General features: G+C 61.8%; 28 protein-coding genes. 12 read left to right on the plus strand and 16 right to left on the minus strand.

Features of this window, described 5'->3' with window-relative positions; all coding sequences use genetic code 11:
• Positions 1-125: 125 nt before the first annotated feature.
• Complete coding sequence (locus AC1DF8_RS25155) at positions 126-1,394, plus strand: hypothetical protein (protein ID WP_478155464.1); 1,269 nt, start codon at positions 126-128, stop codon at positions 1,392-1,394.
• 71 nt (positions 1,395-1,465) lie between these two features.
• On the opposite strand, the gene AC1DF8_RS25160 is transcribed toward AC1DF8_RS25155, so the two are convergent.
• Positions 1,466-1,666, minus strand: a complete 201-nt coding sequence (locus AC1DF8_RS25160; RefSeq protein WP_478155465.1) for a hypothetical protein — start codon at positions 1,664-1,666, stop codon at positions 1,466-1,468.
• Between the two features lie 124 nt (positions 1,667-1,790).
• Between AC1DF8_RS25160 and AC1DF8_RS25165 the strand changes: the two genes are divergently transcribed.
• Positions 1,791-2,231 carry a lipid-binding SYLF domain-containing protein gene (locus AC1DF8_RS25165; protein ID WP_112971898.1) on the plus strand — a complete coding sequence of 147 codons (441 nt, stop codon included), beginning with the start codon at positions 1,791-1,793 and terminating at the stop codon, positions 2,229-2,231.
• Positions 2,232-2,288: 57 nt separating this feature from the next.
• On the opposite strand, the gene AC1DF8_RS25170 is transcribed toward AC1DF8_RS25165, so the two are convergent.
• Positions 2,289-2,498: a hypothetical protein gene (locus tag AC1DF8_RS25170; protein ID WP_112546579.1), complete on the minus strand. Its 210-nt coding sequence runs from the start codon at positions 2,496-2,498 to the stop codon at positions 2,289-2,291.
• Positions 2,499-2,656: 158 nt separating this feature from the next.
• Here AC1DF8_RS25170 and AC1DF8_RS25175 point away from each other — a divergent pair, with 158 nt between their 5' ends.
• The 4 genes from AC1DF8_RS25175 (at position 2,657) to AC1DF8_RS25190 (ending at position 5,385) form a co-directional block, all read left to right on the plus strand.
• A complete protein-coding gene (locus AC1DF8_RS25175; RefSeq protein WP_112546578.1) occupies positions 2,657-3,043 on the plus strand; it encodes a VOC family protein in 387 nt (128 codons plus the stop codon).
• Positions 3,044-3,343: 300 nt separating this feature from the next.
• On the plus strand, positions 3,344-4,099 hold the full coding sequence (locus tag AC1DF8_RS25180; RefSeq protein WP_113117376.1) for an SDR family oxidoreductase: 756 nt from the start codon (positions 3,344-3,346) through the stop codon (positions 4,097-4,099).
• Between the two features lie 50 nt (positions 4,100-4,149).
• Positions 4,150-4,554, plus strand: coding sequence for a cupin domain-containing protein (locus AC1DF8_RS25185; protein WP_183846312.1), 405 nt, complete (start codon positions 4,150-4,152; stop codon positions 4,552-4,554).
• A 78-nt stretch (positions 4,555-4,632) separates the two neighbouring features.
• A complete protein-coding gene (locus AC1DF8_RS25190; RefSeq protein WP_478155466.1) occupies positions 4,633-5,385 on the plus strand; it encodes an SDR family oxidoreductase in 753 nt (250 codons plus the stop codon).
• A 45-nt stretch (positions 5,386-5,430) separates the two neighbouring features.
• Here AC1DF8_RS25190 and AC1DF8_RS25195 read toward each other — a convergent pair whose 3' ends face one another.
• Both AC1DF8_RS25195 and AC1DF8_RS25200 read right to left on the minus strand, forming a co-directional pair.
• On the minus strand, positions 5,431-6,771 hold the full coding sequence (locus AC1DF8_RS25195; RefSeq protein ID WP_478155467.1) for an FAD-binding oxidoreductase: 1,341 nt from the start codon (positions 6,769-6,771) through the stop codon (positions 5,431-5,433).
• 230 nt (positions 6,772-7,001) lie between these two features.
• Positions 7,002-7,346 carry an ArsR/SmtB family transcription factor gene (locus AC1DF8_RS25200; RefSeq protein WP_478155468.1) on the minus strand — a complete coding sequence of 115 codons (345 nt, stop codon included), beginning with the start codon at positions 7,344-7,346 and terminating at the stop codon, positions 7,002-7,004.
• A gap of 106 nt (positions 7,347-7,452) precedes the next feature.
• Here AC1DF8_RS25200 and AC1DF8_RS25205 point away from each other — a divergent pair, with 106 nt between their 5' ends.
• On the plus strand, positions 7,453-8,199 hold the full coding sequence (locus AC1DF8_RS25205) for a glucose 1-dehydrogenase (protein WP_112971892.1): 747 nt from the start codon (positions 7,453-7,455) through the stop codon (positions 8,197-8,199).
• A gap of 112 nt (positions 8,200-8,311) precedes the next feature.
• Here AC1DF8_RS25205 and AC1DF8_RS25210 read toward each other — a convergent pair whose 3' ends face one another.
• From AC1DF8_RS25210 to AC1DF8_RS25220, 3 genes are all read right to left on the minus strand, one after another.
• On the minus strand, positions 8,312-8,866 hold the full coding sequence (locus AC1DF8_RS25210; RefSeq protein ID WP_478155469.1) for a GNAT family N-acetyltransferase: 555 nt from the start codon (positions 8,864-8,866) through the stop codon (positions 8,312-8,314).
• Positions 8,867-8,873: 7 nt separating this feature from the next.
• Positions 8,874-9,377, minus strand: coding sequence for a pentapeptide repeat-containing protein (locus AC1DF8_RS25215; RefSeq protein WP_478155470.1), 504 nt, complete (start codon positions 9,375-9,377; stop codon positions 8,874-8,876).
• Positions 9,378-9,610: 233 nt separating this feature from the next.
• Positions 9,611-10,168: an NUDIX hydrolase gene (locus AC1DF8_RS25220; protein ID WP_112546570.1), complete on the minus strand. Its 558-nt coding sequence runs from the start codon at positions 10,166-10,168 to the stop codon at positions 9,611-9,613.
• Between the two features lie 250 nt (positions 10,169-10,418).
• Here AC1DF8_RS25220 and AC1DF8_RS25225 point away from each other — a divergent pair, with 250 nt between their 5' ends.
• Positions 10,419-11,183, plus strand: coding sequence for an alpha/beta hydrolase family protein (locus tag AC1DF8_RS25225; RefSeq protein ID WP_478155471.1), 765 nt, complete (start codon positions 10,419-10,421; stop codon positions 11,181-11,183).
• A gap of 160 nt (positions 11,184-11,343) precedes the next feature.
• Here AC1DF8_RS25225 and AC1DF8_RS25230 read toward each other — a convergent pair whose 3' ends face one another.
• Both AC1DF8_RS25230 and AC1DF8_RS25235 read right to left on the minus strand, forming a co-directional pair.
• Complete coding sequence (locus tag AC1DF8_RS25230) at positions 11,344-11,793, minus strand: DUF4168 domain-containing protein (protein WP_112971887.1); 450 nt, start codon at positions 11,791-11,793, stop codon at positions 11,344-11,346.
• Between the two features lie 166 nt (positions 11,794-11,959).
• A complete protein-coding gene (locus tag AC1DF8_RS25235; protein ID WP_478155472.1) occupies positions 11,960-13,108 on the minus strand; it encodes a helix-turn-helix domain-containing protein in 1,149 nt (382 codons plus the stop codon).
• A gap of 668 nt (positions 13,109-13,776) precedes the next feature.
• Between AC1DF8_RS25235 and AC1DF8_RS25240 the strand changes: the two genes are divergently transcribed.
• Entirely contained in the window at positions 13,777-13,977 is a 201-nt protein-coding gene (locus AC1DF8_RS25240) for a hypothetical protein (protein WP_112546565.1), read from the plus strand.
• A gap of 162 nt (positions 13,978-14,139) precedes the next feature.
• Here AC1DF8_RS25240 and AC1DF8_RS25245 read toward each other — a convergent pair whose 3' ends face one another.
• Positions 14,140-14,616 carry an Lrp/AsnC family transcriptional regulator gene (locus AC1DF8_RS25245; RefSeq protein WP_113016143.1) on the minus strand — a complete coding sequence of 159 codons (477 nt, stop codon included), beginning with the start codon at positions 14,614-14,616 and terminating at the stop codon, positions 14,140-14,142.
• A 103-nt stretch (positions 14,617-14,719) separates the two neighbouring features.
• On the opposite strand from AC1DF8_RS25245, the gene AC1DF8_RS25250 reads away from it, so the two are divergent.
• Entirely contained in the window at positions 14,720-15,253 is a 534-nt protein-coding gene (locus AC1DF8_RS25250; protein ID WP_478155473.1) for an RBBP9/YdeN family alpha/beta hydrolase, read from the plus strand.
• Positions 15,254-15,330: 77 nt separating this feature from the next.
• Here the strand turns inward: AC1DF8_RS25250 and AC1DF8_RS25255 are convergent, their stop codons facing one another.
• The 3 genes from AC1DF8_RS25255 to AC1DF8_RS25265 form a co-directional block, all read right to left on the minus strand.
• The gene (locus tag AC1DF8_RS25255) at positions 15,331-15,828 is read right to left on the minus strand and encodes an SRPBCC family protein (RefSeq protein ID WP_478155474.1); all 498 of its coding nucleotides are present in this window, start codon (positions 15,826-15,828) and stop codon (positions 15,331-15,333) included.
• A complete protein-coding gene (locus AC1DF8_RS25260) occupies positions 15,818-16,171 on the minus strand; it encodes an ArsR/SmtB family transcription factor (RefSeq protein WP_112971883.1) in 354 nt (117 codons plus the stop codon). Before AC1DF8_RS25260 ends, AC1DF8_RS25255 begins: the two co-directional genes overlap by 11 nt.
• Before the next feature lie 248 nt (positions 16,172-16,419).
• Entirely contained in the window at positions 16,420-17,391 is a 972-nt protein-coding gene (locus AC1DF8_RS25265) for a quinone oxidoreductase family protein (RefSeq protein ID WP_478155475.1), read from the minus strand.
• A gap of 82 nt (positions 17,392-17,473) precedes the next feature.
• On the opposite strand from AC1DF8_RS25265, the gene AC1DF8_RS25270 reads away from it, so the two are divergent.
• On the plus strand, positions 17,474-18,334 hold the full coding sequence (locus tag AC1DF8_RS25270) for a LysR family transcriptional regulator (RefSeq protein WP_478155476.1): 861 nt from the start codon (positions 17,474-17,476) through the stop codon (positions 18,332-18,334).
• 75 nt (positions 18,335-18,409) lie between these two features.
• Here the strand turns inward: AC1DF8_RS25270 and AC1DF8_RS25275 are convergent, their stop codons facing one another.
• A complete protein-coding gene (locus AC1DF8_RS25275; RefSeq protein WP_112971880.1) occupies positions 18,410-18,937 on the minus strand; it encodes a DUF4142 domain-containing protein in 528 nt (175 codons plus the stop codon).
• Between the two features lie 107 nt (positions 18,938-19,044).
• Complete coding sequence (locus tag AC1DF8_RS25280; RefSeq protein WP_478155477.1) at positions 19,045-19,353, minus strand: MliC family protein; 309 nt, start codon at positions 19,351-19,353, stop codon at positions 19,045-19,047.
• 409 nt (positions 19,354-19,762) lie between these two features.
• On the opposite strand from AC1DF8_RS25280, the gene AC1DF8_RS25285 reads away from it, so the two are divergent.
• Positions 19,763-19,963: a hypothetical protein gene (locus tag AC1DF8_RS25285; RefSeq protein WP_478155478.1), complete on the plus strand. Its 201-nt coding sequence runs from the start codon at positions 19,763-19,765 to the stop codon at positions 19,961-19,963.
• 73 nt (positions 19,964-20,036) lie between these two features.
• On the opposite strand, the gene AC1DF8_RS25290 is transcribed toward AC1DF8_RS25285, so the two are convergent.
• The gene (locus AC1DF8_RS25290; protein ID WP_478155479.1) at positions 20,037-20,972 is read right to left on the minus strand and encodes an alpha/beta fold hydrolase; all 936 of its coding nucleotides are present in this window, start codon (positions 20,970-20,972) and stop codon (positions 20,037-20,039) included.
• Positions 20,973-21,006 lie beyond the last annotated feature (34 nt).

The raw sequence follows: 21,006 nt of genomic DNA on the forward strand, positions 1-21,006 counted from the left end.
ACCCTTCCTCAACCCGTGACCGATGGATGTGTTTTTGCGACTATTGGCAACTTTAACGGGCCGACTGGGGAATTGTTAATGCCAGGCTGTTAACACCCGCCACCATCGCAATGATGGATTAGAGCATGCAGCCAAATACTGATTGCAAATCTCCGGGCTCAAAGCTGGCTTACAGGACGCTTGGCATATTGGCGGGACTGGCCTTCTTCGCGGTCGGATCATCGCCGCTTACGGCGCAGGGCACAGCTCCTGCCCCAGTCACTGATAACGCCGGAACCGTCGGCGAACGCGTTCAGGCCGCCACCGAGGCGCTGGTGCAGATGTTCGATTTCGGTGCTGATCTAAGCCCGAAAACGCTCATCGAGACCTTGCCTGGCGACTGGGCGATATTGCCGCCGGATCACGGCCTGCCGGCAAGCAAACTGAAGACGTGGTGCAAGTTCAATAGCATCAATCTCAAGCAAACCGATCCACGCTATCCGATCTTTGACGGTCAGAGGGGCCCGGAGGGCATCGCCAGGCGATTTGAACTGCGCCTGTCTGTCGGTGCAGCCATCTACTGGATCTCCAATGTTCAGGATGAGATGCATGTGCTGGGTTATGACAAGCCCGAAGCCACTGAATTGGCCGGCGCGCGGCGCAACCTGGTCATAAAGAACAGCGTTCAGCAAGGCGAGGTCTTTCCGGTAAACGATGATGTGGTCGGCTTTATCAATCCAGCCAGCTCCACCACGCCGACTTTTCTCGTCCGATGCCCGGGTGAGCCCGAGGATACGGCAAGGACCGAACGAAATATCCAGACCGTGAGCACGATAGCGGAAACGCTGGCGCAACGTGCCGCGTTTTTCTCATATGGCCCGGATGGGTCCGTACCCTTTGTCAGCAAGATGCAGGGCAGCTGGACATTGGTCGATGAACCCGCCCGCCCCGAGGTGCGAAACAAGACACTCGCTGACCTATGTCATATCCGCCGCATCGAGATGCGGCCGGACCATCAGCCTCTGCCGATCCTGACCGCGCATGTCGCCGACACCTCTTCCGAGCAGGATCGCCCGGTGCCGGCATTGCAGGATGAATTCGAATTGCGGCTCGCCGGTGACGGTGAGCTGCTGCGGGTGGCCCTGCATGATCCGCTTACCGAGGTGAAACAGGATCCCGAACGTTTTCGCGCTCCACCCGCTGCGAAAGACGACCTGGCGGCCAAACGCCTCCAACAGGCAGCCATTGCGCGCTACCGTCAGGCGACATTGTCCTTCGTATCGCCGGTGACGCTTGTTTCGATCGACGACGACACGTTTATTGAAACCCCGAAGAACCCATGGAGCCAGGCTTCCAGCTACGGCACTGGGCCTGCGGCCTTCAAACGTTATTGGATGAGATGCCCTGAAAACTGACCTGCTGAAATCGTTGCAGCGCCCGTCGGCGATGCGGCAAGCGATAACCAAAGGATGAGCGAGGTCTTCGGTCAATGCGCAATCGGCGAAGCCTGATCCCGAAGATGTGCCCTCGCCGCGAGCATGATCTCGGAAAACCGCGGCAGCGGGCGCAGGCTGTCCAGGTCGTTGTCGTTTTCCATCCATACCCGCAATTCCGGGCCGCTATTGCGAAATACGCGACCCTTGGCTTTCGAAAGCTCTTCACCGACAGAAACGGTCGGGTGCGTCATCTCCCCGCGCCCTGAAACGGCCTTGGAACTAATGACCTGCGAGACTGTTCAAGCTATGACGTTGAGACGACGCTGACGTGCCCGGCTGACTGGGTAAGCGGTGCTTTTTGAGGAGCCTGTCATCATGAAGATTTCGTCCAGATTTCGTTCGGTCGCCGTTGCCGTCATCGCCACTGCGGGAGTTGGCTTTGCCAGCACCGCGCATGCCGATAGCGGTACGATCCGCTTCTCCGTCTACAAGGCCGCCTTCTTCGTCGGCGGCTCCGGAGGCGACGGCACGCTGACCTTCCATGGTCACCGATATCCAATTTCGATCGGCGGCATCTCGGGCGGCCTCGCCTTCGGTGCTTCCAAGACCTATTTCCAGGGTACCGTGAGCCACATACGCCGCGCTCAGGATGTGACGGGTGTGTACGGTGCTGCGGGCGGCGGCGGCGCGCTCGGCAAAGGAGCCCAGGTGATCGTCATGACCAATGACAAGGGCGCCCAACTGGAACTGACAGGCAAGCAGGTAGGCCTGCAGATCAACGCCGATATCAGCGGCATGAGCATCTCGGTGAAGTAAGGCCGTCGCTCGGCCTGGCGCCAGGGACGGTCATTGCAAGCTGATATCTCCGGCGCGCTATTTCCAGGCGGGCTCGTTCTTCTTCTCGTAGTCGCCAAACGCCTTCTTCAACCCGCCCAGCACTTCGGCTGCGGTCTCGAACATGGCCTTCAGCTGCGGCTCGTCGACATCGACGATGTCTTGCCGCAGATGGTCCATCATTTCCTGAAGGCGCATCTGCATTTTCTGCGTATGGTGTCGCGGATCGCGATCGGCTTTGCTGTCCATCGGCAATCTCCTGGGGCTCTGCCAGCCAAACCTTCGACCACCGGTCCCGGTTCCCGATATCGCGCACCACGGCTACAAGGTCCCGTCCGGGACGCTATATCCGATGCCATGTCCTGCCTTGTCCGCTACCGCCAAGCCTGTCCGAAGGAGGATTTGATATGGCTACCGTCAGCGTTCGTTATATCGTCGACGACGTCGATGCAGCGATTGCATTCTATACGCAGTCGCTCGGCTTCGCGCTCACCATGCACCCGGCTCCGAGCTTCGCCATGCTGACCAGGGGTGACCTGCGCCTGCTGGTGAACGGCACGACGGGCCCCGGCGGCGCCTCGCAGCCGATGCCGGACGGGCGACGGCCCGAGCCCGGCGGATGGAACCGCATCCAGCTGGAGGTCGAAAACATCGAGACCGAGGTCGCGCGCCTGAAGGCATCAGGCGCCGGCTTTCGCAACGACATCGTCGCCGGGATCGGCGGCAAGCAGGTCCTCGTCGAAGACCCGGCCGGCAATGCGATCGAATTGTTCGAGCCGCCGAAAAAGCAGTAGAAGCAAAGCACTACACAGCATAGTTTATACGATGGTTGAGCTTCCCTTCCGCCGCTTTCGACCTGCTGCTGTGCCTGGACCGCAAGCGAGCGGCGCGTTCCGCCAAATATGGTTGCCCCCGATCGCATATGGGAACAATATACCTCCGCGATGCGAGATTGCCCCTCGGCCGAAGCCGACCGAGGCGACGACAGTCGATGTGTTCCACCTATCCAGACATTGAAATTCTCGCGGCTGTGTCGGTCTTGCGATCCTAACCTGGAACTCCGGCCCAAGAGGGCCGCGGGAGGAGAACCTGTTATGAAAATCGTCCTTATCGGAGGCACCGGCCTCATCGGATCGAAGACCGCGGCGCGTCTGCGCGAGAAGGGCCACGAGGTGCTGGCCGCTTCCCCGAAAACCGGCGTCAACACCATCACCGGGGAAGGATTGGCAAGCGCACTGGCCGGGGCCGACGTGGTCGTCGATCTCTCGAACTCACCGTCCTGGGAAGATCAGGCGGTGCTGGACTTCTTCGAAACATCGAGCCGCAACCTGCTCGCCGCAGAACGCGACGCCGGCGTGAAACACCATATCGCGCTCTCCATCGTCGGCTCGGAACGGCTGCCGCAGAACGGCTATTTCAGGGCCAAGCTTGCCCAGGAAAGGCTCATCAAGGCATCCGCCATTCCCTACACGATCATTCATTCCACCCAGTTCATGGAGTTCCTCAAGGGCATCGCCGATGAAGCGACCGTCGGCACTGTCGCCCGTCTCTCACCGGCAGCCTTCCAGCCGATAGCCTCCGACGACGTTGCCGACATTGTGGCGGACGTTGCCCTTGCCAAGCCCATCAACGGGATGATCGAGATCGCAGGCCCGGAACGCTTCGGCATGAACGAGATCATCGGCCGTTACCTGAAGGCGATCAACGATCCGCGCACGGTCGAGGCGGATGTCCACGCGCGCTATTTCGGCTCGGAGCTGGATGATCGCTCGCTCGTGCCGGACGCGGGCGCGAGGCTCGGCAAGATCGGTTTTGCAGACTGGTTTCGCCTGTCCGGGCAGCCCCGCTAGCCCGGGGCTCCCGACACGCATTTCGCACGGCAACGAAGAGGGTTACGACGATGAATTCTGCCCTATCCGCATTGCTGGTGGCAGCCGGCATCTGCCTCTCCGGCACTCTGGCTATCGCCGCCGAGGACACGGCGAAGGTAAAATCGCTCATGAGCAAGGATCTTCCCGATTATCCGGGCAAGGAGGGTCTCATGATCTCGGTCGATTACGGGCCCGGAGGCTCCTCGCCCATTCACAAGCACGAGGCGGACGCCTTCGTCTACGTGCTGGAAGGCTCGATCGTGATGCAGGTCAAAGGGGAAAAGGAAGTGACCTTGCATCCGGGCGATACGTTCTACGAAAGTCCTTCCGACATTCACCTGGTCAGCCGTAACGCCAGCAAGACGAAACCGGCAAAGTTCATCGTCGTGCTGGTCAAGAAAAAGGGCGCTCCGGTGGTGATGCCCGTCAAATGACATCGCGACAGCGCCGGCCGGAAGCCCGGAAAGCCTGATGCGTGGATTGCTGATACGTTGGAAACAGGGAGCGGATCGATGAAGGTGACGGTCATGGGAGCAAGCGGGCGCATCGGAACGCGCCTCGTGGAAAGCCTCAGGCAGGCGGGGGCCGAAGTCGTCCTCGCATCCCCGACGTTCGGCGTGAACAGCGTGACGAGGGAAGGCCTGAGGGCCTCGCTCACCGGCGCGGACACCGTTATCGACGTGACGAACGCGGCATCCTTCGGAGACGATTCCGCGCTGGATTTCTTCCGGACATCCACCCGAAATCTGCTGGCCGCCTCTGCAGATGCAGGGGTCGGGCACTATCTCGCCCTGTCGATCGTCGGAACCCCTCGCCTTGTCGAGAGCGATTACTTCCGCGCAAAGATGGTGCAGGAGAACCTGATCAGGGCGGCGCGCCGGCCCTATACGATCGTCCATTCGACGCAATTCTTCGAATTCATCAGCGGCGTGATCGACATGGCCGCTGATGGCAACGATATCCGCCTTCCCTCCGCCTCCATGCGGCCCATCGCGGCCGACGACGTCGCCGACGTGCTCACCCGGCTGGCCTTGAAACCTCCGGTGAACGATACGGTGGAAATAGCCGGGCCGGAGCGGTTCGCCCTCGATGAAATCGCCCGCATACTCGTCGCCGCGAACGAAGACATGCGCGAGGTGATCACCGACGAGACCGCGCGCTACTACGGCGTCGAACTGAACGACGACACATTGCTGCCGCGCCAGCCCGTCCATGTCGGTCCCGTTAGGCTCGCGGACTGGCTGAACCGGTCCATGGCCGATTAGGTATCGATCCCGGCCCGTATGCTCATTTCCGTCATGGGCAGAAACTCAAGCCAGCGGCGTGATGTTCTGGTTGAGACGAAACAGATTATGCGGATCGAGCCGCGTCTTCAGGCGCGCAAGGCGCTGGTACTTTTCCGCGCCATAGGCATCCAGGGCGACGACCGAGCCGGCATCGGCCTGCTCGTTGACGTAGTTGCCGGCCATCGAGAGTTTCGAAAGCGATTTACCGGTGGTCCGCCCCCAGGCAATGCAGCGCTCGTCATCGGCAGCGTCGTCCCAGACCGGCTCTGCAATCCAGTAATAGCCTGCTCCTCTTCCCGTATAGGCCGTTGCGTCGTCCGCGATGTCGGAGATGGCTCCGCCGAGCTGGATCGCATAGACCTCGGAATCCGGCGTTGGCGCATCGGCGACCGAGAGCAGCATCGTGTCGATTGCTTCATCGCTGACATCGGACCAGAAGCCGCCCTTGCAATAATATCGCCGTGACCAGGCGAAGTGCTCGTCGTTGCGGCTTTGGAGGGTAAGATAGGGCAGCCTGTCGATGCTCCCGACGCCGCCATCGGCCAGCATGCCGAAAGGCGACAGGGCCGCGTGGGCAAGAGCATCATCTCCCGACCAGACCGTCGTCACGTTCAGACCCGTGGCGGTCACCGTGAAGCTGAGGGTAAAGTCGCGCGTCTGGCCATGCGTCCGGTCGCGCAGCGCCAGCAGGGCCTGCCGCATGCTGGCCGCAGGATAGTCCCATCGGCCGACCGCGATGGAAGCAAGCGGATGCATCCTGAACTTGAATCGCGTAACGACGCCAAAGTTGCCGCCGCCGCCGCGAATGCCCCAGAAGAGTTCAGGGTCGGTCGTTTTGCTGGCCCAGACGACATCGCCGGCAGCGGTCACGATCTCCGCGCCGAGCAGGCTATCGATGGTCAGGCCATATCTCCTGCTCATCCATCCCATGCCGCCGCCGAGGGTCAAGCCCGCCACACCCGTATGCGAAATCACGCCGGCCGGCACCACATACCCTTCAGGAACAGTGGCTCGATCGAGATCGCCAAGCAGAGCCCCGCCGCCGACCTCGATCGTGCGCGCCTCCCGATCGATCGTGATCGCCGCCAGTTCCGATAGATCGAGGACAAGTCCGTCATCGCAGGTCGAAAATCCCGGAAGACTGTGGCCGCCGCCGCGCACCGCAAGCAGGGCGCGCGATGCAGCCGCCGCATGTACCGCTTTCCTGACGTCATCGACGCTTCGCGGGCGGACGATCGCGGCAGGCCGCCGGTCGGCGACGCCATTCCATACCTTGCGGTAGCGTTCGTAATCCTGATGGTCCGCCGTGATGACAGGGCAGCGGAGCCCGACCAGAGAAAGTTCCCTCAGCAGCAAATTGGACATGGCGCGTCCCCCAACGTCGCACAACCTCCGGCACATACTGACCCGATCCCGGGCATCAGTCGACCGAAAAATCAGACGTCACTAATATGCCATCCGGCCTACGTTAATGTGACGACCTTCGATGAAGGGGATCTGATCTCGACGGGTTTGGGCGCCCTCGCCGGCTGGCAGCCGTGCAGTCGTCCAGCACACCTCGTCAGGCGAAGGCCAGACGGCAACGGCCAGGGAAATCAGCCTACGTTCGCGACATCGGTGGGCTGTCCGTAGGCGCTCAGGATGGCCCTGACGAGGCCGGGGAAGCGTTCCTCCACTTCCTGGCAGCGCGAGTGGTTGCGCATCTCCACGCCCTGACGTTCGCCGCGGATGAGGCCCGCCTCGCGCAGCACCTTCATATGTTGCGACAGCGATGATTTGGGGATGACGCGCCCGCCGAGTTTGGAAAGCGCAGCGCATGTGCCGCTGGAGCCGAGGCCCGCGATCTGTGCGAGGATCGCCACGCGCTCCGGATCGGAGAGCGCATAAAGGATCGCCTCCGGCTTCAAGTCCTCGATGGCTGGATGAAAGAGCGGTCTCATGAATTTGATATAGGGCTACTTGAAATCGAGATCAACAGTTCCGAATTTCTGAACTATGGAACAATGCCGTCAACCCCGGCGGCAATCCAGGTCGAAAGGAACTGATATGTCTAAGCTTGCTGGAAAAGTCGCCGTCGTGACGGGAGCCTCCAAGGGGATCGGCGCTGCGATTGCCAAGGCACTCGCCGCTGAAGGTGCAAAAGTGGTGGTGAATTACGCCTCGAGCAAGGCGGGGGCAGACGCAGTCGTCGAGGCGATCGCTGCCGCCGGCGGCAAGGCGGTCGCGGTGCAGGGCGATGTTTCCAAGGCGGAACAGGCAAAGGGATTGATCGACGCCGCGGTCAGGGAATATGGCCGTCTCGACGTACTGGTCAACAATTCCGGCGTCTACGAATTCGGCGCGATCGAAGAGATCACCGAGGAACACTATCACCGCCAGTTCAACGTGAACGTTCTCGGCCTGCTGCTGACCACCCAGGCCGCCGTCAAGCACATTGGCGAGGGCGGCAGCGTCATCAACATCTCCTCCGTGGTAACAAGCCTCACTCCGCCTGCCTCGGCCGTCTATACCGGCACCAAGGGCGCCGTGGACGCCATCACCGGCGTGCTTGCCAAGGAGCTCGGCCCGCGCAAGATCCGTGTCAACGCCGTCCTCCCGGGCATCGTCGAGACTGAAGGCACGCATACCGCAGGCGTCATCGGATCGGATTTCGAGAGCAACGCGGTCGCCCAGACCCCGCTCGGTCGTATCGGCCAGCCCAACGACATCGCCACGATCACGACCTTCCTCGCTTCCGACGATGCCGGCTGGCTCACCGGCGAAAAATTGGTCGCCGCCGGCGGTTTCCACTGATCGCCTGTTGATAGCGGGCGTGCCCTTTCACGGGCACGCACCCTGCCCCGGCTTCGTCCAAGGGCGATCGCACCACGGGACTATCGATACGGGCACTCCTGAAATCGGCGTCTCACATGGCCTGACCGGCGATGCAGCCGAACATCCTGAAATCGTGAAACGCGTTTTTGAACCACGCTTTCTGGCGGAGCGTCCCCTCATAGCGGAACCCGGCCTTTTCCAGAACACGGTCCGACGCCGTATTGCCAGGCAAGGTCCAAGCCTCGATGCGGTTCAGGGAAAAGTGATCAAATCCGCATCTCGTGACAGCCCTCACCGCTTCGGTCATCAGCCCGATTCCCCAGACCGAAGGGTGCAATTCGTAGCCGAGCTCGGCCCATTTCCAATGCTTGTCGATAGTGTTGAACCTGATGGCGCCGAGAAGCCGGCCCGAGACGCGATCCTCCAGTATCCAGGCGCAGCCCTTTCCCTTGGCATGGGCCTCGCACATCCATTTTATCGAGCGTTGGGTCTGGGCTATTTTCGGGGCATCCGGCCAATTCGAAAAGCGGGTAACCTCCGGGATCAGAATAAGCTCGTGGAAATCGTCGCAGTCGCCCATATCGGGCGAGCGCAAGTTCAACCTGTCTGTGAGGAGCCGCGGAAAACCGCTTGTCGAATGTCCCATGGCAGGATCAGGACGCCTGCGATTTTCTGTAGGCTGCAACAATCTCTTCGAGCGGCACCCCGTCGAGCATGGCGCCAGGCATGCGGCAGTTGGAAAAGGTGACGCCTGAGAGATTGATGTTCTGGAATTGTGATCCCGACAGGTTGACGTCGTTCACGTACCAGCCGGTCATGTTGCTGTCGTTGAATTTCGCACCGGAAAAATTGATCTGGTTGAACCATGTTCCCGTGAGATTGGCGTCGTTGAAACGTGAGCCCGACAGGTCGGTGTCATTGACGTCGAGCCTTTGCGTCGTCCGATGCAGTATGATCTCATCGCCGACGACCGAGAAGAGCAGCGGCTTGTCGCCCGCATCCTGGCCGACCGCTGCAGAAAGGGTGTTCCAATCCTTCACGCCGAATTGCTTTGCGATCAGTTCCAGGCAATCGCTGTGAGACAGCTCGATCTTGCGATCGCTGAGAGCCTGCCGCAGGGCTTTCGCCATGCCCTTGATACCAAGTGTCCTGAGCATTCCAGTTCCTCCAGGGCAATCAAAACGTCAGAGCTCACATTGCTGACCGACTGCCGAAGGGCTGGAAGTCGAAGGGGGTATCAAAAGTGTTTTCACCATACCAGGTTTGGCGTGAGCGGCTGGCAACACAAGGCCTTGGCGAAATTACTACCTGCCGCCCCGCAATTGTCAACAAGCCGGAAAGGCCTGCTTTGCCGATCCTTTCAAGGCACAGGCCCCGGCCTGCCCGTTCATTATCCGAGCCGGCCGGCAGCCCGCAGCGCCAGAAGGATGGACGAGACATGAAGGGCCTGCCCGATCAGGCCGGACTGCAATCCGTCCAGCACGTCAGGTATCGGAAGGGCATGAACGGTCAGGCCCTCCTCGCCGGCATCGAGCCGCTGCTGATATCTGGGCTCGGCGCCGGTTGCGAGAAAGGTGTGAAGACGGTTCGTGTGTGAGGCCGGGTTCGGATAAAGCGTGCTGACCAATTGCCAGTTCTCGGCAATGTAGCCGGTCTCCTCCTCCAGTTCGCGGCGGGCTGCCTTTTCACTGTCGATATCCTGCTCGTCGAGGCCGCCGCCCGGTATTTCCAGGAAGAACCTGCCTGCCGCGTGCCGGTACTGGCGAACGAGCAGGAGGCGATCGTCGGTGGTGATCGCGACGATGTTGATCCAGTCGGGATAGGACAGCACGTAATAGGGAGAAATCCTCACGCCGCCTGACGTCAGGCAATCGTCGGCCCGCAAATTCAGCCACCGATCCTGCAGGATCGCTGTGGATTTGATCACCGTCCAGCCGTCGTCCTCCATTCGAAAATTCTCCCGCTTCGAACTCATCGATCCCGAAAACTAAAGCATGTCGCGCAAAACTGTGCAGCGGTTTTGCGGCAACGACATGCGTAAAACAAAGACCTAAAACGCGGCAAGCGGATCTGGAGGATCGCGACGCGCTTTAGGTCGATGCGCGCCGGTCGGCCATGGCACATGCCTTGCGAAATTCATTGCAGTTTTCGGATCGCGTGTGGGAGTTTGCGTCAGCGGAAATCGGGCGCGAATCCAGATGGCGACAGGTCTCACCAGGCTTGAGAAATATTTCATTCCCTCCGGCGAGCCGGATGCCCGACTGGAGATTGTCGCGGCAAGGCCCCGGCGCGAAGGACCATATCCGACCATCGTCTTCAACCATGGCTCAACCGGACGCGGCCACAACAAGTCCTTCTACACGAGAACCGTGAGCCCGGCTGTCGTGGCAAACCATTTCGTCGAACGGGGCTGGATGATCCTCTTTCCGCAGCGTCGGGGCAGAGGCAAGTCGGGCGGAGCCTATGGCGAGGGACTTGCTCCCGACGGTTCCGGCTATTCCTGCAATGTCGAAATCGCCATTGCCGGCTTCGAGCGCGCGGTCGAGGATATGGATGCTGTCGTGCGCCATCTGCGCGAGCGGCCGGATGTGGAGCAGAGCCGGCTTGTCATCGCCGGCGTCTCGCGCGGCGGCATCCTGTCGATCGCCTATGCGGGCATGCGCCCGGGGATCTTCCGGGGTGCCGTCAATTTCAACGGCGGCTGGCTCGGCAGAGGCTGCGCCAATCATGAGATCGTCAACCCGGCGATCTTCGAACGCGGAGCACCGGCCGGGATTTCGACGCTCTGGCTGCACGGCACCCATGACCAGTACTATCGGATCGAGCACTGCCGGGGAAATTTCGAGAGGTTCCGCTCGGCGGGCGGACAGGGCAAATTCATCGCAGCGGCCGCAGGCCACGCCCTGATGTTCAAGCCGGCATTATGGGCGAACCATCTCGATCAATACATGGAGAGTCTGTAACCGCTAGGGGTGTTGCTCCCCCCATTGCTGACGCGGTGTGGGCCGCGGATCATGCGGCGATGGAGGGAGACAGGCCAGGATGGTTCTGACCTTGCCCCAGATCGAGGAGTAGCCCTCGACGTAATCCTCTGCGATTCAAGGATTATGCTGAAGCGCAGCCCTATTGCTGCTGCTGCGCCGGCGGCGGGGTGCCGATCTTTTCCAGAACCTTCTTGGCGAGAGCCGGGTCGCTCTGTGCGGCCGTCAGGATCGACGAATATTCCTCGACAGAGATGTCCTTGGAGGCTTCGACGGTGTCGACCATCTGCTTCTTGGCTTCCTCCTGCAGCTTCTGCTTCGAAGCCTCGTCCTTCGTCGCGCCGATCTTGGCCGAATATTCCTTCCTGACCTTGTCGACCTGCAGATAGGCAACGGCAAAGGCCTCGATTTTCTGATCGCTGACGGGCGCGGCTGCACCATTGTCGCCGCTCTGCCCCTGCATCGGCGCCTGGCCCTGTGCCGATGGCTGCTGTTGCGCCTGGGCCATCTCCTCGGCGGATGCCGGGCTGAGAGCAAGCAGGCTGAAGACCACAGCGGTCATCGTTGCGACGGGTGTGTAACGAGTGATCATAGTCATTCCTTTTCACGTGCATGATTTGATCGGCAGCAGGACCGCCTCGGTCGATCGCTCAGCCGCTGGGGGCCGGCGAGGTCGCAACGATGGACTGCCAAGAGGGCACGGTGCGGCGGTGGCGGGGCAATTTGCTGACGATTGAGCGGCAGCTTTGTGTCAGGGATCAGCCTGCAAGCGTCAGCCAGTCGCCGATCGTTGTCCCATGATGCCGCGTGGAACGCTGGGCCGGAACAGCCGGGCGCTCGGTTGCCACGGACTTGCGGATTTCACGCGGGCTCACTCCGAATTCATGGCTGAAGGCGCGCGTAAAATTGGCAGCGACGGCAAAGCCTGCGGCCTCGGCAATCTCGGAAATCGGCCTGCCGTCGGCCGGGTTGCTCAGGTCCGCATAGGCCTGCAGCAGCCGCCGCTTGCGGATATAGTTCAGCACTCCGCCGCTCGCTTCGAACAACTGGTAGAGCCGCGTGCGCGAGATGCCCACGGCGCGGCAGATGGCGTCGGGCGTCAGATTCTCCGATTGCAGGTTGAGGTGAATGTAGCGATGCGCCCGCTCCATTATTCCCATGCCGGTCTGCATCTGCCCCGTGTCCGACCTCATGGAGGCCGCCGCACATGCAACGACCATATCGGCGATCGTCTGGATGATGCGCGGCACCTCCCCGGTCGTCAGGCTGCTGAGCTTCGTTTCCAGGCCGGCGATATAACTGACGAGCAATTCAGCCAGGCTGCCGGACAGAAGCGTGTTGTTGGCGCCCTGGAGGATGCTTGCATCGACGGCCAGCAGTTCATAGGGCAGGAAGACGAGCACGGCGACGCTGTCGGTCATGCGCCCGCGATAGGGATAACCGAGAGACCTGAAAAACACCTCGCCGGCAGCCGTTTCCGTGACGTGACGGCTGACCTCGGTCCAGATCCGGCCGCTGCGAAGCAGACCGACATTCCAATGGTCGATCGGGCTCGAACGCAGCATGGATTGATCGCGGCTATAGCCATGCGCCTGTGTATGCTGCTGGACGATCAGCATGCTGCCGAGATGCCAGCCGGTCTGTTCGGCTAGAAACCCGTCCTCGGGCGATTTTCCGTCCGGCAGACGCACATCCACGAGCGGCGCCATATGCGCACGCCAGGCCTGGAACTGGTCTTGCGCCGGCAGATCTTTCGTCGAGAAACGCAAGGGTACCAGCGCAGGCGCGACATCCGCACGCAGCTCCTTCTCCGCGGCCGGCTCGCGCGGCCACCGCCGCCGCTCCAGATGGGCCGGCCACGCCTGCCCCGCAGCGGGGTCATCTCCAGATCCAGAACCCGTAGCCATCCAATCCCTCCAGCGTGCCAACCGATCCGACCGGGCCGTTGAAATCGAAAATGAACAATCGCTTATTTACAGCAAGATCGCCACCGGAAACCGCCCTGGCCGGGAATCGGCGCGCGCTCACCCCTTTAAGTTGTTTATCATAATCCCTTTGGAGCAGAAATGTACGCAACGATAATTTTCAGGACGGGCGGATAACGACAATTGCGCCCCATGGCTGTATTTAAATAAGCACGGTCAATTCCCTGATGGAGACGGAATAGACCGGAATATTTCACCTGAAAGCGCCCGACAGGGACGGAGCAGCCCCAGGTGAAGCAGCAAGAACCCAAGTAAAAACACAAGGATATGAAGAGGCAGTCATGAACTGCCCGGGAAATATTCGTGCGCGTTCTGCATAGGCTTCGGCCGTTGCGGAAACTCTTCGTCACACAACCCGCAGCCGTCAAAAAGAATACTTATAACCGGCTACGGAGTCTTCCTTGATAACTCGACTGGGGGAGGATCGAGGCGATCGCTGGCAAGGCCATGTGAGGCGAAGTGAGGGGTTGCGCGCAAGTTCAGGCGCTTGAGTCTATGCGTATGAGCCTGATGCTGACGCGCAACCCCATTCTATCGAACCTTGAGAATTCTGACGCGAGCTGCCCGGTCATGGGCAAACGGAGGCTAAGATGATCACTACGGAAAACCAGAACTACGTCGAATTGAAAGTGACTTCGAACTGCCGCAAGGAAGTCGAAATCGCAATGATGGCAATGCTCGGCAATCTGCAGAAACACGGATGGTCGGCAGCCGAATTGGCACTGGCCCTTGCCGATGCCTCCGAAGAGCTTGTGATGCTGATCGCGAGCAAGACGGTACGATCCAACTAGGCTGTCGTGACGCATTCGTCATGCAAGCCGGATCATCATGCTTTCGAGCGTGATGAGAACAAAGAGACGAACGGCGAGTTGGTCGTATCGCGCTGCGATACGACGCCGCTGTTTGAGCCAGGGAGAAAATCCCATGGCACCCCTGTCGCGATGATCGCGAAATCAGCCCTTCATGATGAGCTCGCGCCCGATCCGTTTGGGAGGCTCGCTGCGTAACACGATCGCAGTGTTGACCGAGCCATAGCGGGCAACGGCATCGACGATGCCTTCGAGCTCGGCCGGCGACGGCACGATAACCTTCAGATGGAAGCAGTCCTCGCCCGTCAGCCTGAGAACCTCTATGACCTCGGGCATTTCGGAAAACTGCTTCAGGCAGGTCTTGATGTGTTCGTGCGTGGTGCGCAGGCGAATGATCGCCATCATTCCAAGCCCGACCGAAGCCGGATCGACGACAGCCCTGTAGCCGCTGATGATGCCGCGTTCTTCAAGCCGCTTCAGGCGCTCCGATGTTGCCGGCTGCGAGAGGCCGACTTTTCTTCCAAGTTCGGAAACGCTGATGCGCCCGTCGCCCTGCAGAATTTCGATCATGGCAATATCGGTTGGATCGAGCTCGGCACGACTATCGAAATATTTCGCCATCGACTTTGAATCCATCGGTTTGACGCGGGTTTTTCCGATGAATGCCAATTTATCCAATCCGAGTAAACGGTCATGTTTGCGCGATAACCACGAGAGGCGAAACATGACCGCAATCATCCATCTGCCGGGCATCGGCAATTCCGGAAAGACCCATTGGCAGAGCCATTGGGAGAATACCGATCCCTCCATCCGCCGCTTCCACCCTGCGAGCTGGGACGAGCCGGATCTTTCCGACTGGATTGCGGCGCTGGAAGAAGCCGTGCGTGCGGCGCCAACGCCACCCGTTCTCGTGGCTCACAGCCTCGCCTGCCTGCTCGTCGCACATTGGCATGACGTGTCCGATCTTGCGGTAAAGGGCGCAATGCTGGTGGCCGTGCCGGATCCGGCCTCTCCGGCCTTTCCGTCACAGGCGGCAGGCTTTGCGGACTTACCCGGCAAGCGGTTTCGATTTCCGTCCCTCATCGTGGCAAGCACCGATGATCCCTATGGCTCGCTGCCCTATGCCGAGAGGCGGGCAGCGCAATGGGGAAGCGAACTGAAGGTCATCGGAGCGGCGGGCCATATCAACGGCCAAAGCGAACTCGGCGAGTGGCCGGAAGGTCTGGCGCTCCTGGGAAATTTCGCAAGCCGCCTCTAGCCCGCCTTGCCGGCATGGCCGCGCCTTGCGGCACCGGGACCGGCCGCGCCAGGCGGCCGGTCTGCGACACCGGCGATTTACGCCCCTTCCGCACCGAGGGTAAGGAGCAGCTCGTCCAGCTGTTCGAACTGTTCGGGCAACCCGCCCTCCGCCCCGGAATTGGCCTCGAAGGCTTCCTTCGAGGGATAGACTTCGTGCAGGACCAGCAGCGTCTTGCCGTCTTTTTCCTCGAAGGTCACCGTGGTCACGGCAGCGTCATCGCTTTCCTCATTCGTCCAGACCAGGCGCGCGTTCGGTATCACRTCTAGATATTTGCCGAAGAATTCCATCGCGCTCGCGGCATCGTGGCCAAACGCAACACGGTAGCCGCCTCCGACGCGCACATCCATCTCGCAGGAAAGCATGGGCACGCCCATCGACTTCGGCGCCCACCACCGCATGAACAGCTCGGGCTTGGTCCACGCTTGAAACACGATATGTGCCGGGCCGTTGAAGGTTCGCCGCACGACGAGTTCACGCTCGGACGTCCGTTCCACCGTCGTGGGGTTCTTCATGGGGGTAGGCTTACTCTCCATCGTCCTTCTCCTTCTGTTTCAGTTCCTCGACAAGCTTGTCCAATGCATCGAAGCGTGCGTCCCAGAGCTGGCGGTAGCTCTCGAGCCATGCCGCCTCTTCCTCCAGACGGCGCACACCGAGCTTGCAGGTGCGCACGCGCCCGACCTTCTGTGTGATGACGAGCCCCGCCCGCTCCAGCACGCCGACATGCTTCTTCATGCCGGTCAGCGTCATGCGGAACGTCTCGGCAAGATCCGTGATCGACGCGTCTGCACGCCCGAGCTGCTCCAGAATGCCGCGCCTTGTGGCGTCCGACAGCGCGGCAAACGAGGTATCGAGACGGGTTTGTGAATACTGAACCATGTGGTTCAGTATATAGCCTATGGATCGGCGGCGCGCAAGGCGCGGTGCGGCAGGTGTCCATGAAAAACCCCTCCCCACAGGTGGGAGGGGCTAAGCCCGGGCGTACCGCCTCGCCTCTTCCGCAACGTTGCGTGGAGAAGCAGCTGCCGCACGTTAAGCCCCTCCTCCTTGTCGGGAGGGGTCGGGGTGGGGTTTTCGTCAGCTCAAAACAGCGCCATCAGCCGCGGCAGCCTCCTGCCCCAGCCCGATCACGGCAGCAGAAGAATACTCCCGGCCGACCGCCCGCTTTCCATCTCCTCATGCGCGCGGGCCACCTCCGCCAGCGCATATTCGGCTGATATCTCGCAGACGATGCCCCGTCCCATGGCGGCGATCGCAGCTTCCGCAGCCTCGCGATATCGGCCGGGATCGGCGCACCAGGCCATGATGCTCGGATGCGAGAGCGATTTGCCGGGCCGCAGCTCCTCGACCGCAACGGGCGGTATGGGACCTGCGGCCTGTCCGATGGTAACGGCGGTGCCGAAGGGGCGCACGGCGCGGATGGTCTGCAGCAGCATGTCGCCGCCGATGCCGTCATAGGCAGCATCGACGCCGTTCCCGCCGGTCAGCCGCTTGACCTCTGCCACGATATCGGCTCCTCGCCCGACGATCAGGTGATCGGCGCCGTAGGAGGCGGCAAGAGCCGCCTTTTCCGGCGAACTGACGGTGCCGATGACGGTGGCGCCGAGCGATTTCGCCCACCGCACCAGGATGCTGCCGAGCCCGCCGGCAGCGGCATGGATGAGCACGGTACTGCCCTGCCCGACACCGGTGACCTTCCTCAGCAGCATATAGGCCGTCATGCCCTTGAGCAGCGAGCTTGCGGCGACCTTTGCGGAGACCGCGTCGGGAAGCGCCATCACCCTTTCGGCCGCGATGATGCGGGTGGAGGCATAGGCGCCGGCGGGCGGGCCGGCATAGGCGACGCGTTGACCCGGCCGGAAGCCGGAGACATCGGGGCCGATCTCCTCGACCACGCCGGCCGCCTCCACGCCGATGACGGCGGGATAGGAAGGCAGCGCATAGATCCCCTTGCGGTGATAGACGTCGAGAAAATTGGTGCCGACGGCCTGATGGCGGATCCTGATCTCGCCGGCGCCGGGGCCTTGTGGCGGCTGGTCCTGCAGCCGGAACCGGGTGACATCGCCGGGGGCGTCGAGCAGAACGATCTGGTCGGGCATCGGTCATTCTCCTTCATGGGGTTTGCGGATGGGGGCAAACTAGCCGCTAGCCCTGTGTGTGAAAATTCCCTATCGTCGCACAATGACTGGGAAGGAATTCACACATATAGACTGGGACGACCTCAGGCATTTCCTGGCGCTGGCGCAGGCGGGAACCTTTCTCGGCGCGGCAAGGCAGATCGGCGTCGAGCACGCGACGATCAGCCGGCGCATTGCCGCGCTCGAGAAGAATCTCGGCCGCAAGCTCGTCGACCGCCGCGGTCGGCGCATCATCCTGACCGGCGATGGCGAGCAGGTTGCCGGGCATGCGGCCCTCGTCGCCCAGCAGATGGCTGTCATCGAGCAGCTCGGCCGCGCAAGCGCCACGGAGACGCGCGGCCATGTGCGGATCAGCGCCCCGCCGGCGCTCTCGAGCGTGCTGCTGGCAAAACCTGTCGCCGCCATCAGGCGCGAGCATCCGGGTGTCGAGATCACGCTTGTCGGCGAAAAACGCCTCGCCTCGCTGAACCGCCGCGAGGCCGATATTGCCGTGCGCATGTCACGCCCCGAAGATGGCGATTATGCCATCACCAGGCTCGGCAACATGGCCTTCCACCTCTATGCAGCGAAGACCTATCTCGACAGCGTGCCGGAAGCGCAATGGACCTTCATCGGCTATGACGAGGGCATGAACGCCTCGCCGCAGCAATTGCGCCTGACCGAGCTCGCCGCCGGCCGTCCGATCGCAATCCGCTCTTCGGTGCTGGAATTTCAGGCCGCCGCCGCAAGGCTCGGCGGCGGCGTGGTGCTGCTGCCGGATTTCGCTGTCACGGATGCGGATGGCCTTCGGCGCATCGGCGACGAAAACGCTCTGACGCGGGAGATCTGGCTGGTGGTCCACGCCGAAATCAGGGACGTGCCGGCCGTGAGAGTGGTGATGGAGGCGCTGAAGAGCGCGTTTTGATGCCGTGCGGTTGGCTGCGATGCCCGGGTGCCTGACCTGAAAAGCACCGCAGCGCGCTGCCGGCGACCGAATGGCCTACTTGTTCAGGTCCTTAGCCATCTGCAGGTGATGCTCGAGCGCCGGCCGGGTCTTCGCGGCCCAGGCCTTCAGGTCCGGATTGTCGCCTTCATCGCCGTAGCGCTTGAAGAGATCGACGGCATCCTCATGCGCCTCCTCCTGGTCGGCATGGTACTGCTTGGTGAAATCCTCGCCCTGCAGGCTGCTGAGCTTGTCGAGCATCTCCTTCTGGGCCGATGTCATCGTCTGCGGGATCTTCGCCTGCACCTTGCCGCCGGAGACCAGCGCCTTCAGCTCCTGCGACGTCTTCTGATGGTCCTTCACCATCTGTTCTGCGAAAGCCTTGGTCGCAGCGTCCGAACGCGCGATGGCAAGCTTGCTGGAATCGATCTCGAACATGTCCGATGTCGCCGCCTCCGCAACGAAATCCTCTGTCTTCGGTGCAACCCCGAGGGCGGAATTGACACCGGTTTTCTCTGCGGCTGTCTGCGCAAGCACGGGCGATGCGATGAGCATGGCAAGACCGGCGATGAGAAAAGGCTTCATGATTGTTCTCCTGATTGAGGCGCCACGAAACGAACAATGCGCAGCCGCAAAAGTTCCGCTTGTCGCGAAATCAGGCCCCTCGACGCAACCGGCCCGAAGGCGCCGGCTTACTGCACGTGGCAGCTGGTGGATCGCCCGGGCGCCTCCAGCTGCGCATCGTTGCCCTTGATCCAGAACAGCACGGTGCCGTCGGTGTAACGCGCGCCGGAACCGGACATGCCCTGCGGCAGACGGAAGCTCTTCCCGCCCGTGGTCAGCAGCACCGCGCTCGGCTCGGTCACGAAGCTTGCGGTGGCGCCTTCGCCGTCATCGCAGCGATAGATTACCGCCGCCTTGTCCTCGGCAAATGCCGGCGCAAGGCTCATCAAAAGCACCGCACCTGACAAGGCAAACGCACTGCTGTTCAACCTGCTCATGCCCGTCTCCTCGGTTGCAAATTGTGCGAGGCCGACGGCAGATGGCGGCCGCGGCCTTGCCGGCGGAACGAAAACCCCGAAGGGATTTTCGGAAGACCCGCCTTCTATACCGCGACAGGCTAGCCACCGTCAAAACGCCCATCCGGCCAGAGCCGTAGGCACCGCGAGCCGGCTTGGCGCCCGGCACTGACGCCCATTCTGCAGCATGACCGATGGCGAAAATTGGCACCGGATGTCGAATTCGCGCCTGCTCGCGCGTCATCTTGCCAGGGAGGTCAAGGAGAACAGCGATGACGATGACCACGACCGCCTTCGAATGTTCGTCGCCTCCGCCTTGCTTTTGTCACCACCTTGACATGTATTCTTTACAAACAACGCCTACCATAGGTTCGGACAAGGAGGACCAGCTATGAATGAGATGACCGCATCGGATATGCTGAGGGATCCGCTGATCCGCCAGATGCTGCGCGCCGACAGGATCAGCCTTGCCGCCTTCGCAACCCTGCTCGATACCGCCAGCCGGCAGCTGGCCCGCCGCGCCGGCGAAAACGCCGCTCCGCGGCCCACAGTTCCGGAGGCCCGATCCAGCGAGGCCCTTACCACCGCTTGACTTCCCCATGCCCGACAAGGGCAGCAACTTTCGGCTCGCCTTAGCCAGGCGGGCTTTTTTTTGCGCGACGCCCTTAGGCGACCGCGATTGTGGACTGGCTCGCCTCACCGGTTTCGCCCGAAGTTTTGTCCGCAAGATCGCCCGGCGTCTTGCCTGCGAGATCACAGAGCATCGTCACCGCCAGATCGGAGGCGACATGGTGCGGCATGTGGCCGATGCCATCCAGCAGTTCGACCCGGGCAGCCGGATGCCTTTCGTGAAGCCAGTCGAGATGCCAGCGCGGTCCGATGATCCGGTCTTCACGGCCGAAGAGAACGGAAACCGGCAGATCCGCCGGCAGGCTCCGAAGCGGCTGCATGTCGCCGTTGAAGGCCCAGAGTTCCTCGGCCATGGTGGCGATCGAGGCGGCATTGACCACATGCATGGCCGGCAGCGCGAAAAGCCCTGCGGCGACGGGATTGGGATGGGACGAGGTGCGCAGGCCGCGCTCGAGGAAGTAGGACGACCAGCGGGCAATCACATGTTGGCGGATGACGGGGCCGACGAAGGGAGCGACGGCGCTGCGCAGCACGATCAGCGGCTTGAAGGGAACTGGCCGGCAGCAGGGCGAGATGAGAAACAGGCCTTTCAGCAGATCCGGCCGGCGGGCGGCCAGATGCAGGGCTGCCGCGCAGCCGATCGAGTGGGCAGCGAGCACCACACGCTCAAACGCCAGCGCCTCCAGCAAACGCTCCAGCCAGAAGGACTGGCCAAGCGGCCCGCGCTCGCCGGCAGGCAGTGCCGCGCTGAAACCATAACCCGGCCTGTCGGGCGCGATAATGTGGAGGCCGCTGCCCGAAAACGGCATCATCACCTCCTCGGCAATACTGCCGCAACCGTGCAGCAGCACGACGGGATCCGCACCCGCGCTGCCGCTTTCGAGCATATGGATCTGCTCGCGGCCGGTCTGAACGATCTTGCCGACCCGCGGGGAGACAAGCGGCGAAGGAACGGGCTGCACGTACATCATGACGGCGAAAACGCGGATGCCCCGGCAAACGTTC

This window comes from Rhizobium sp. 05N49, from assembly GCF_056396805.1.

Coding starts and splice junctions, on each gene's coding strand:
- AC1DF8_RS25260 (WP_112971883.1), bottom strand. CDS start 16,171: ATGGTTCAGTATTCACAAACCCGTCTCGATACCTCGTTTGCCGCGCTG.
- AC1DF8_RS25155 (WP_478155464.1), top strand. CDS start 126: ATGCAGCCAAATACTGATTGCAAATCTCCGGGCTCAAAGCTGGCTTAC.
- AC1DF8_RS25240 (WP_112546565.1), top strand. CDS start 13,777: ATGATCACTACGGAAAACCAGAACTACGTCGAATTGAAAGTGACTTCG.
- AC1DF8_RS25235 (WP_478155472.1), bottom strand. CDS start 13,108: ATGGCTACGGGTTCTGGATCTGGAGATGACCCCGCTGCGGGGCAGGCG.
- AC1DF8_RS25290 (WP_478155479.1), bottom strand. CDS start 20,972: ATGATGTACGTGCAGCCCGTTCCTTCGCCGCTTGTCTCCCCGCGGGTC.
- AC1DF8_RS25265 (WP_478155475.1), bottom strand. CDS start 17,391: ATGCCCGACCAGATCGTTCTGCTCGACGCCCCCGGCGATGTCACCCGG.
- AC1DF8_RS25175 (WP_112546578.1), top strand. CDS start 2,657: ATGGCTACCGTCAGCGTTCGTTATATCGTCGACGACGTCGATGCAGCG.
- AC1DF8_RS25210 (WP_478155469.1), bottom strand. CDS start 8,866: ATGGGACATTCGACAAGCGGTTTTCCGCGGCTCCTCACAGACAGGTTG.
- AC1DF8_RS25280 (WP_478155477.1), bottom strand. CDS start 19,353: ATGAGCAGGTTGAACAGCAGTGCGTTTGCCTTGTCAGGTGCGGTGCTT.
- AC1DF8_RS25230 (WP_112971887.1), bottom strand. CDS start 11,793: ATGATCACTCGTTACACACCCGTCGCAACGATGACCGCTGTGGTCTTC.
- AC1DF8_RS25250 (WP_478155473.1), top strand. CDS start 14,720: ATGACCGCAATCATCCATCTGCCGGGCATCGGCAATTCCGGAAAGACC.
- AC1DF8_RS25180 (WP_113117376.1), top strand. CDS start 3,344: ATGAAAATCGTCCTTATCGGAGGCACCGGCCTCATCGGATCGAAGACC.
- AC1DF8_RS25285 (WP_478155478.1), top strand. CDS start 19,763: ATGAATGAGATGACCGCATCGGATATGCTGAGGGATCCGCTGATCCGC.
- AC1DF8_RS25205 (WP_112971892.1), top strand. CDS start 7,453: ATGTCTAAGCTTGCTGGAAAAGTCGCCGTCGTGACGGGAGCCTCCAAG.
- AC1DF8_RS25275 (WP_112971880.1), bottom strand. CDS start 18,937: ATGAAGCCTTTTCTCATCGCCGGTCTTGCCATGCTCATCGCATCGCCC.
- AC1DF8_RS25170 (WP_112546579.1), bottom strand. CDS start 2,498: ATGGACAGCAAAGCCGATCGCGATCCGCGACACCATACGCAGAAAATG.
- AC1DF8_RS25165 (WP_112971898.1), top strand. CDS start 1,791: ATGAAGATTTCGTCCAGATTTCGTTCGGTCGCCGTTGCCGTCATCGCC.
- AC1DF8_RS25215 (WP_478155470.1), bottom strand. CDS start 9,377: ATGCTCAGGACACTTGGTATCAAGGGCATGGCGAAAGCCCTGCGGCAG.
- AC1DF8_RS25225 (WP_478155471.1), top strand. CDS start 10,419: ATGGCGACAGGTCTCACCAGGCTTGAGAAATATTTCATTCCCTCCGGC.
- AC1DF8_RS25195 (WP_478155467.1), bottom strand. CDS start 6,771: ATGTCCAATTTGCTGCTGAGGGAACTTTCTCTGGTCGGGCTCCGCTGC.
- AC1DF8_RS25185 (WP_183846312.1), top strand. CDS start 4,150: ATGAATTCTGCCCTATCCGCATTGCTGGTGGCAGCCGGCATCTGCCTC.
- AC1DF8_RS25190 (WP_478155466.1), top strand. CDS start 4,633: ATGAAGGTGACGGTCATGGGAGCAAGCGGGCGCATCGGAACGCGCCTC.
- AC1DF8_RS25200 (WP_478155468.1), bottom strand. CDS start 7,346: ATGAGACCGCTCTTTCATCCAGCCATCGAGGACTTGAAGCCGGAGGCG.
- AC1DF8_RS25220 (WP_112546570.1), bottom strand. CDS start 10,168: ATGGAGGACGACGGCTGGACGGTGATCAAATCCACAGCGATCCTGCAG.
- AC1DF8_RS25245 (WP_113016143.1), bottom strand. CDS start 14,616: ATGGCGAAATATTTCGATAGTCGTGCCGAGCTCGATCCAACCGATATT.
- AC1DF8_RS25160 (WP_478155465.1), bottom strand. CDS start 1,666: ATGACGCACCCGACCGTTTCTGTCGGTGAAGAGCTTTCGAAAGCCAAG.
- AC1DF8_RS25270 (WP_478155476.1), top strand. CDS start 17,474: ATGACTGGGAAGGAATTCACACATATAGACTGGGACGACCTCAGGCAT.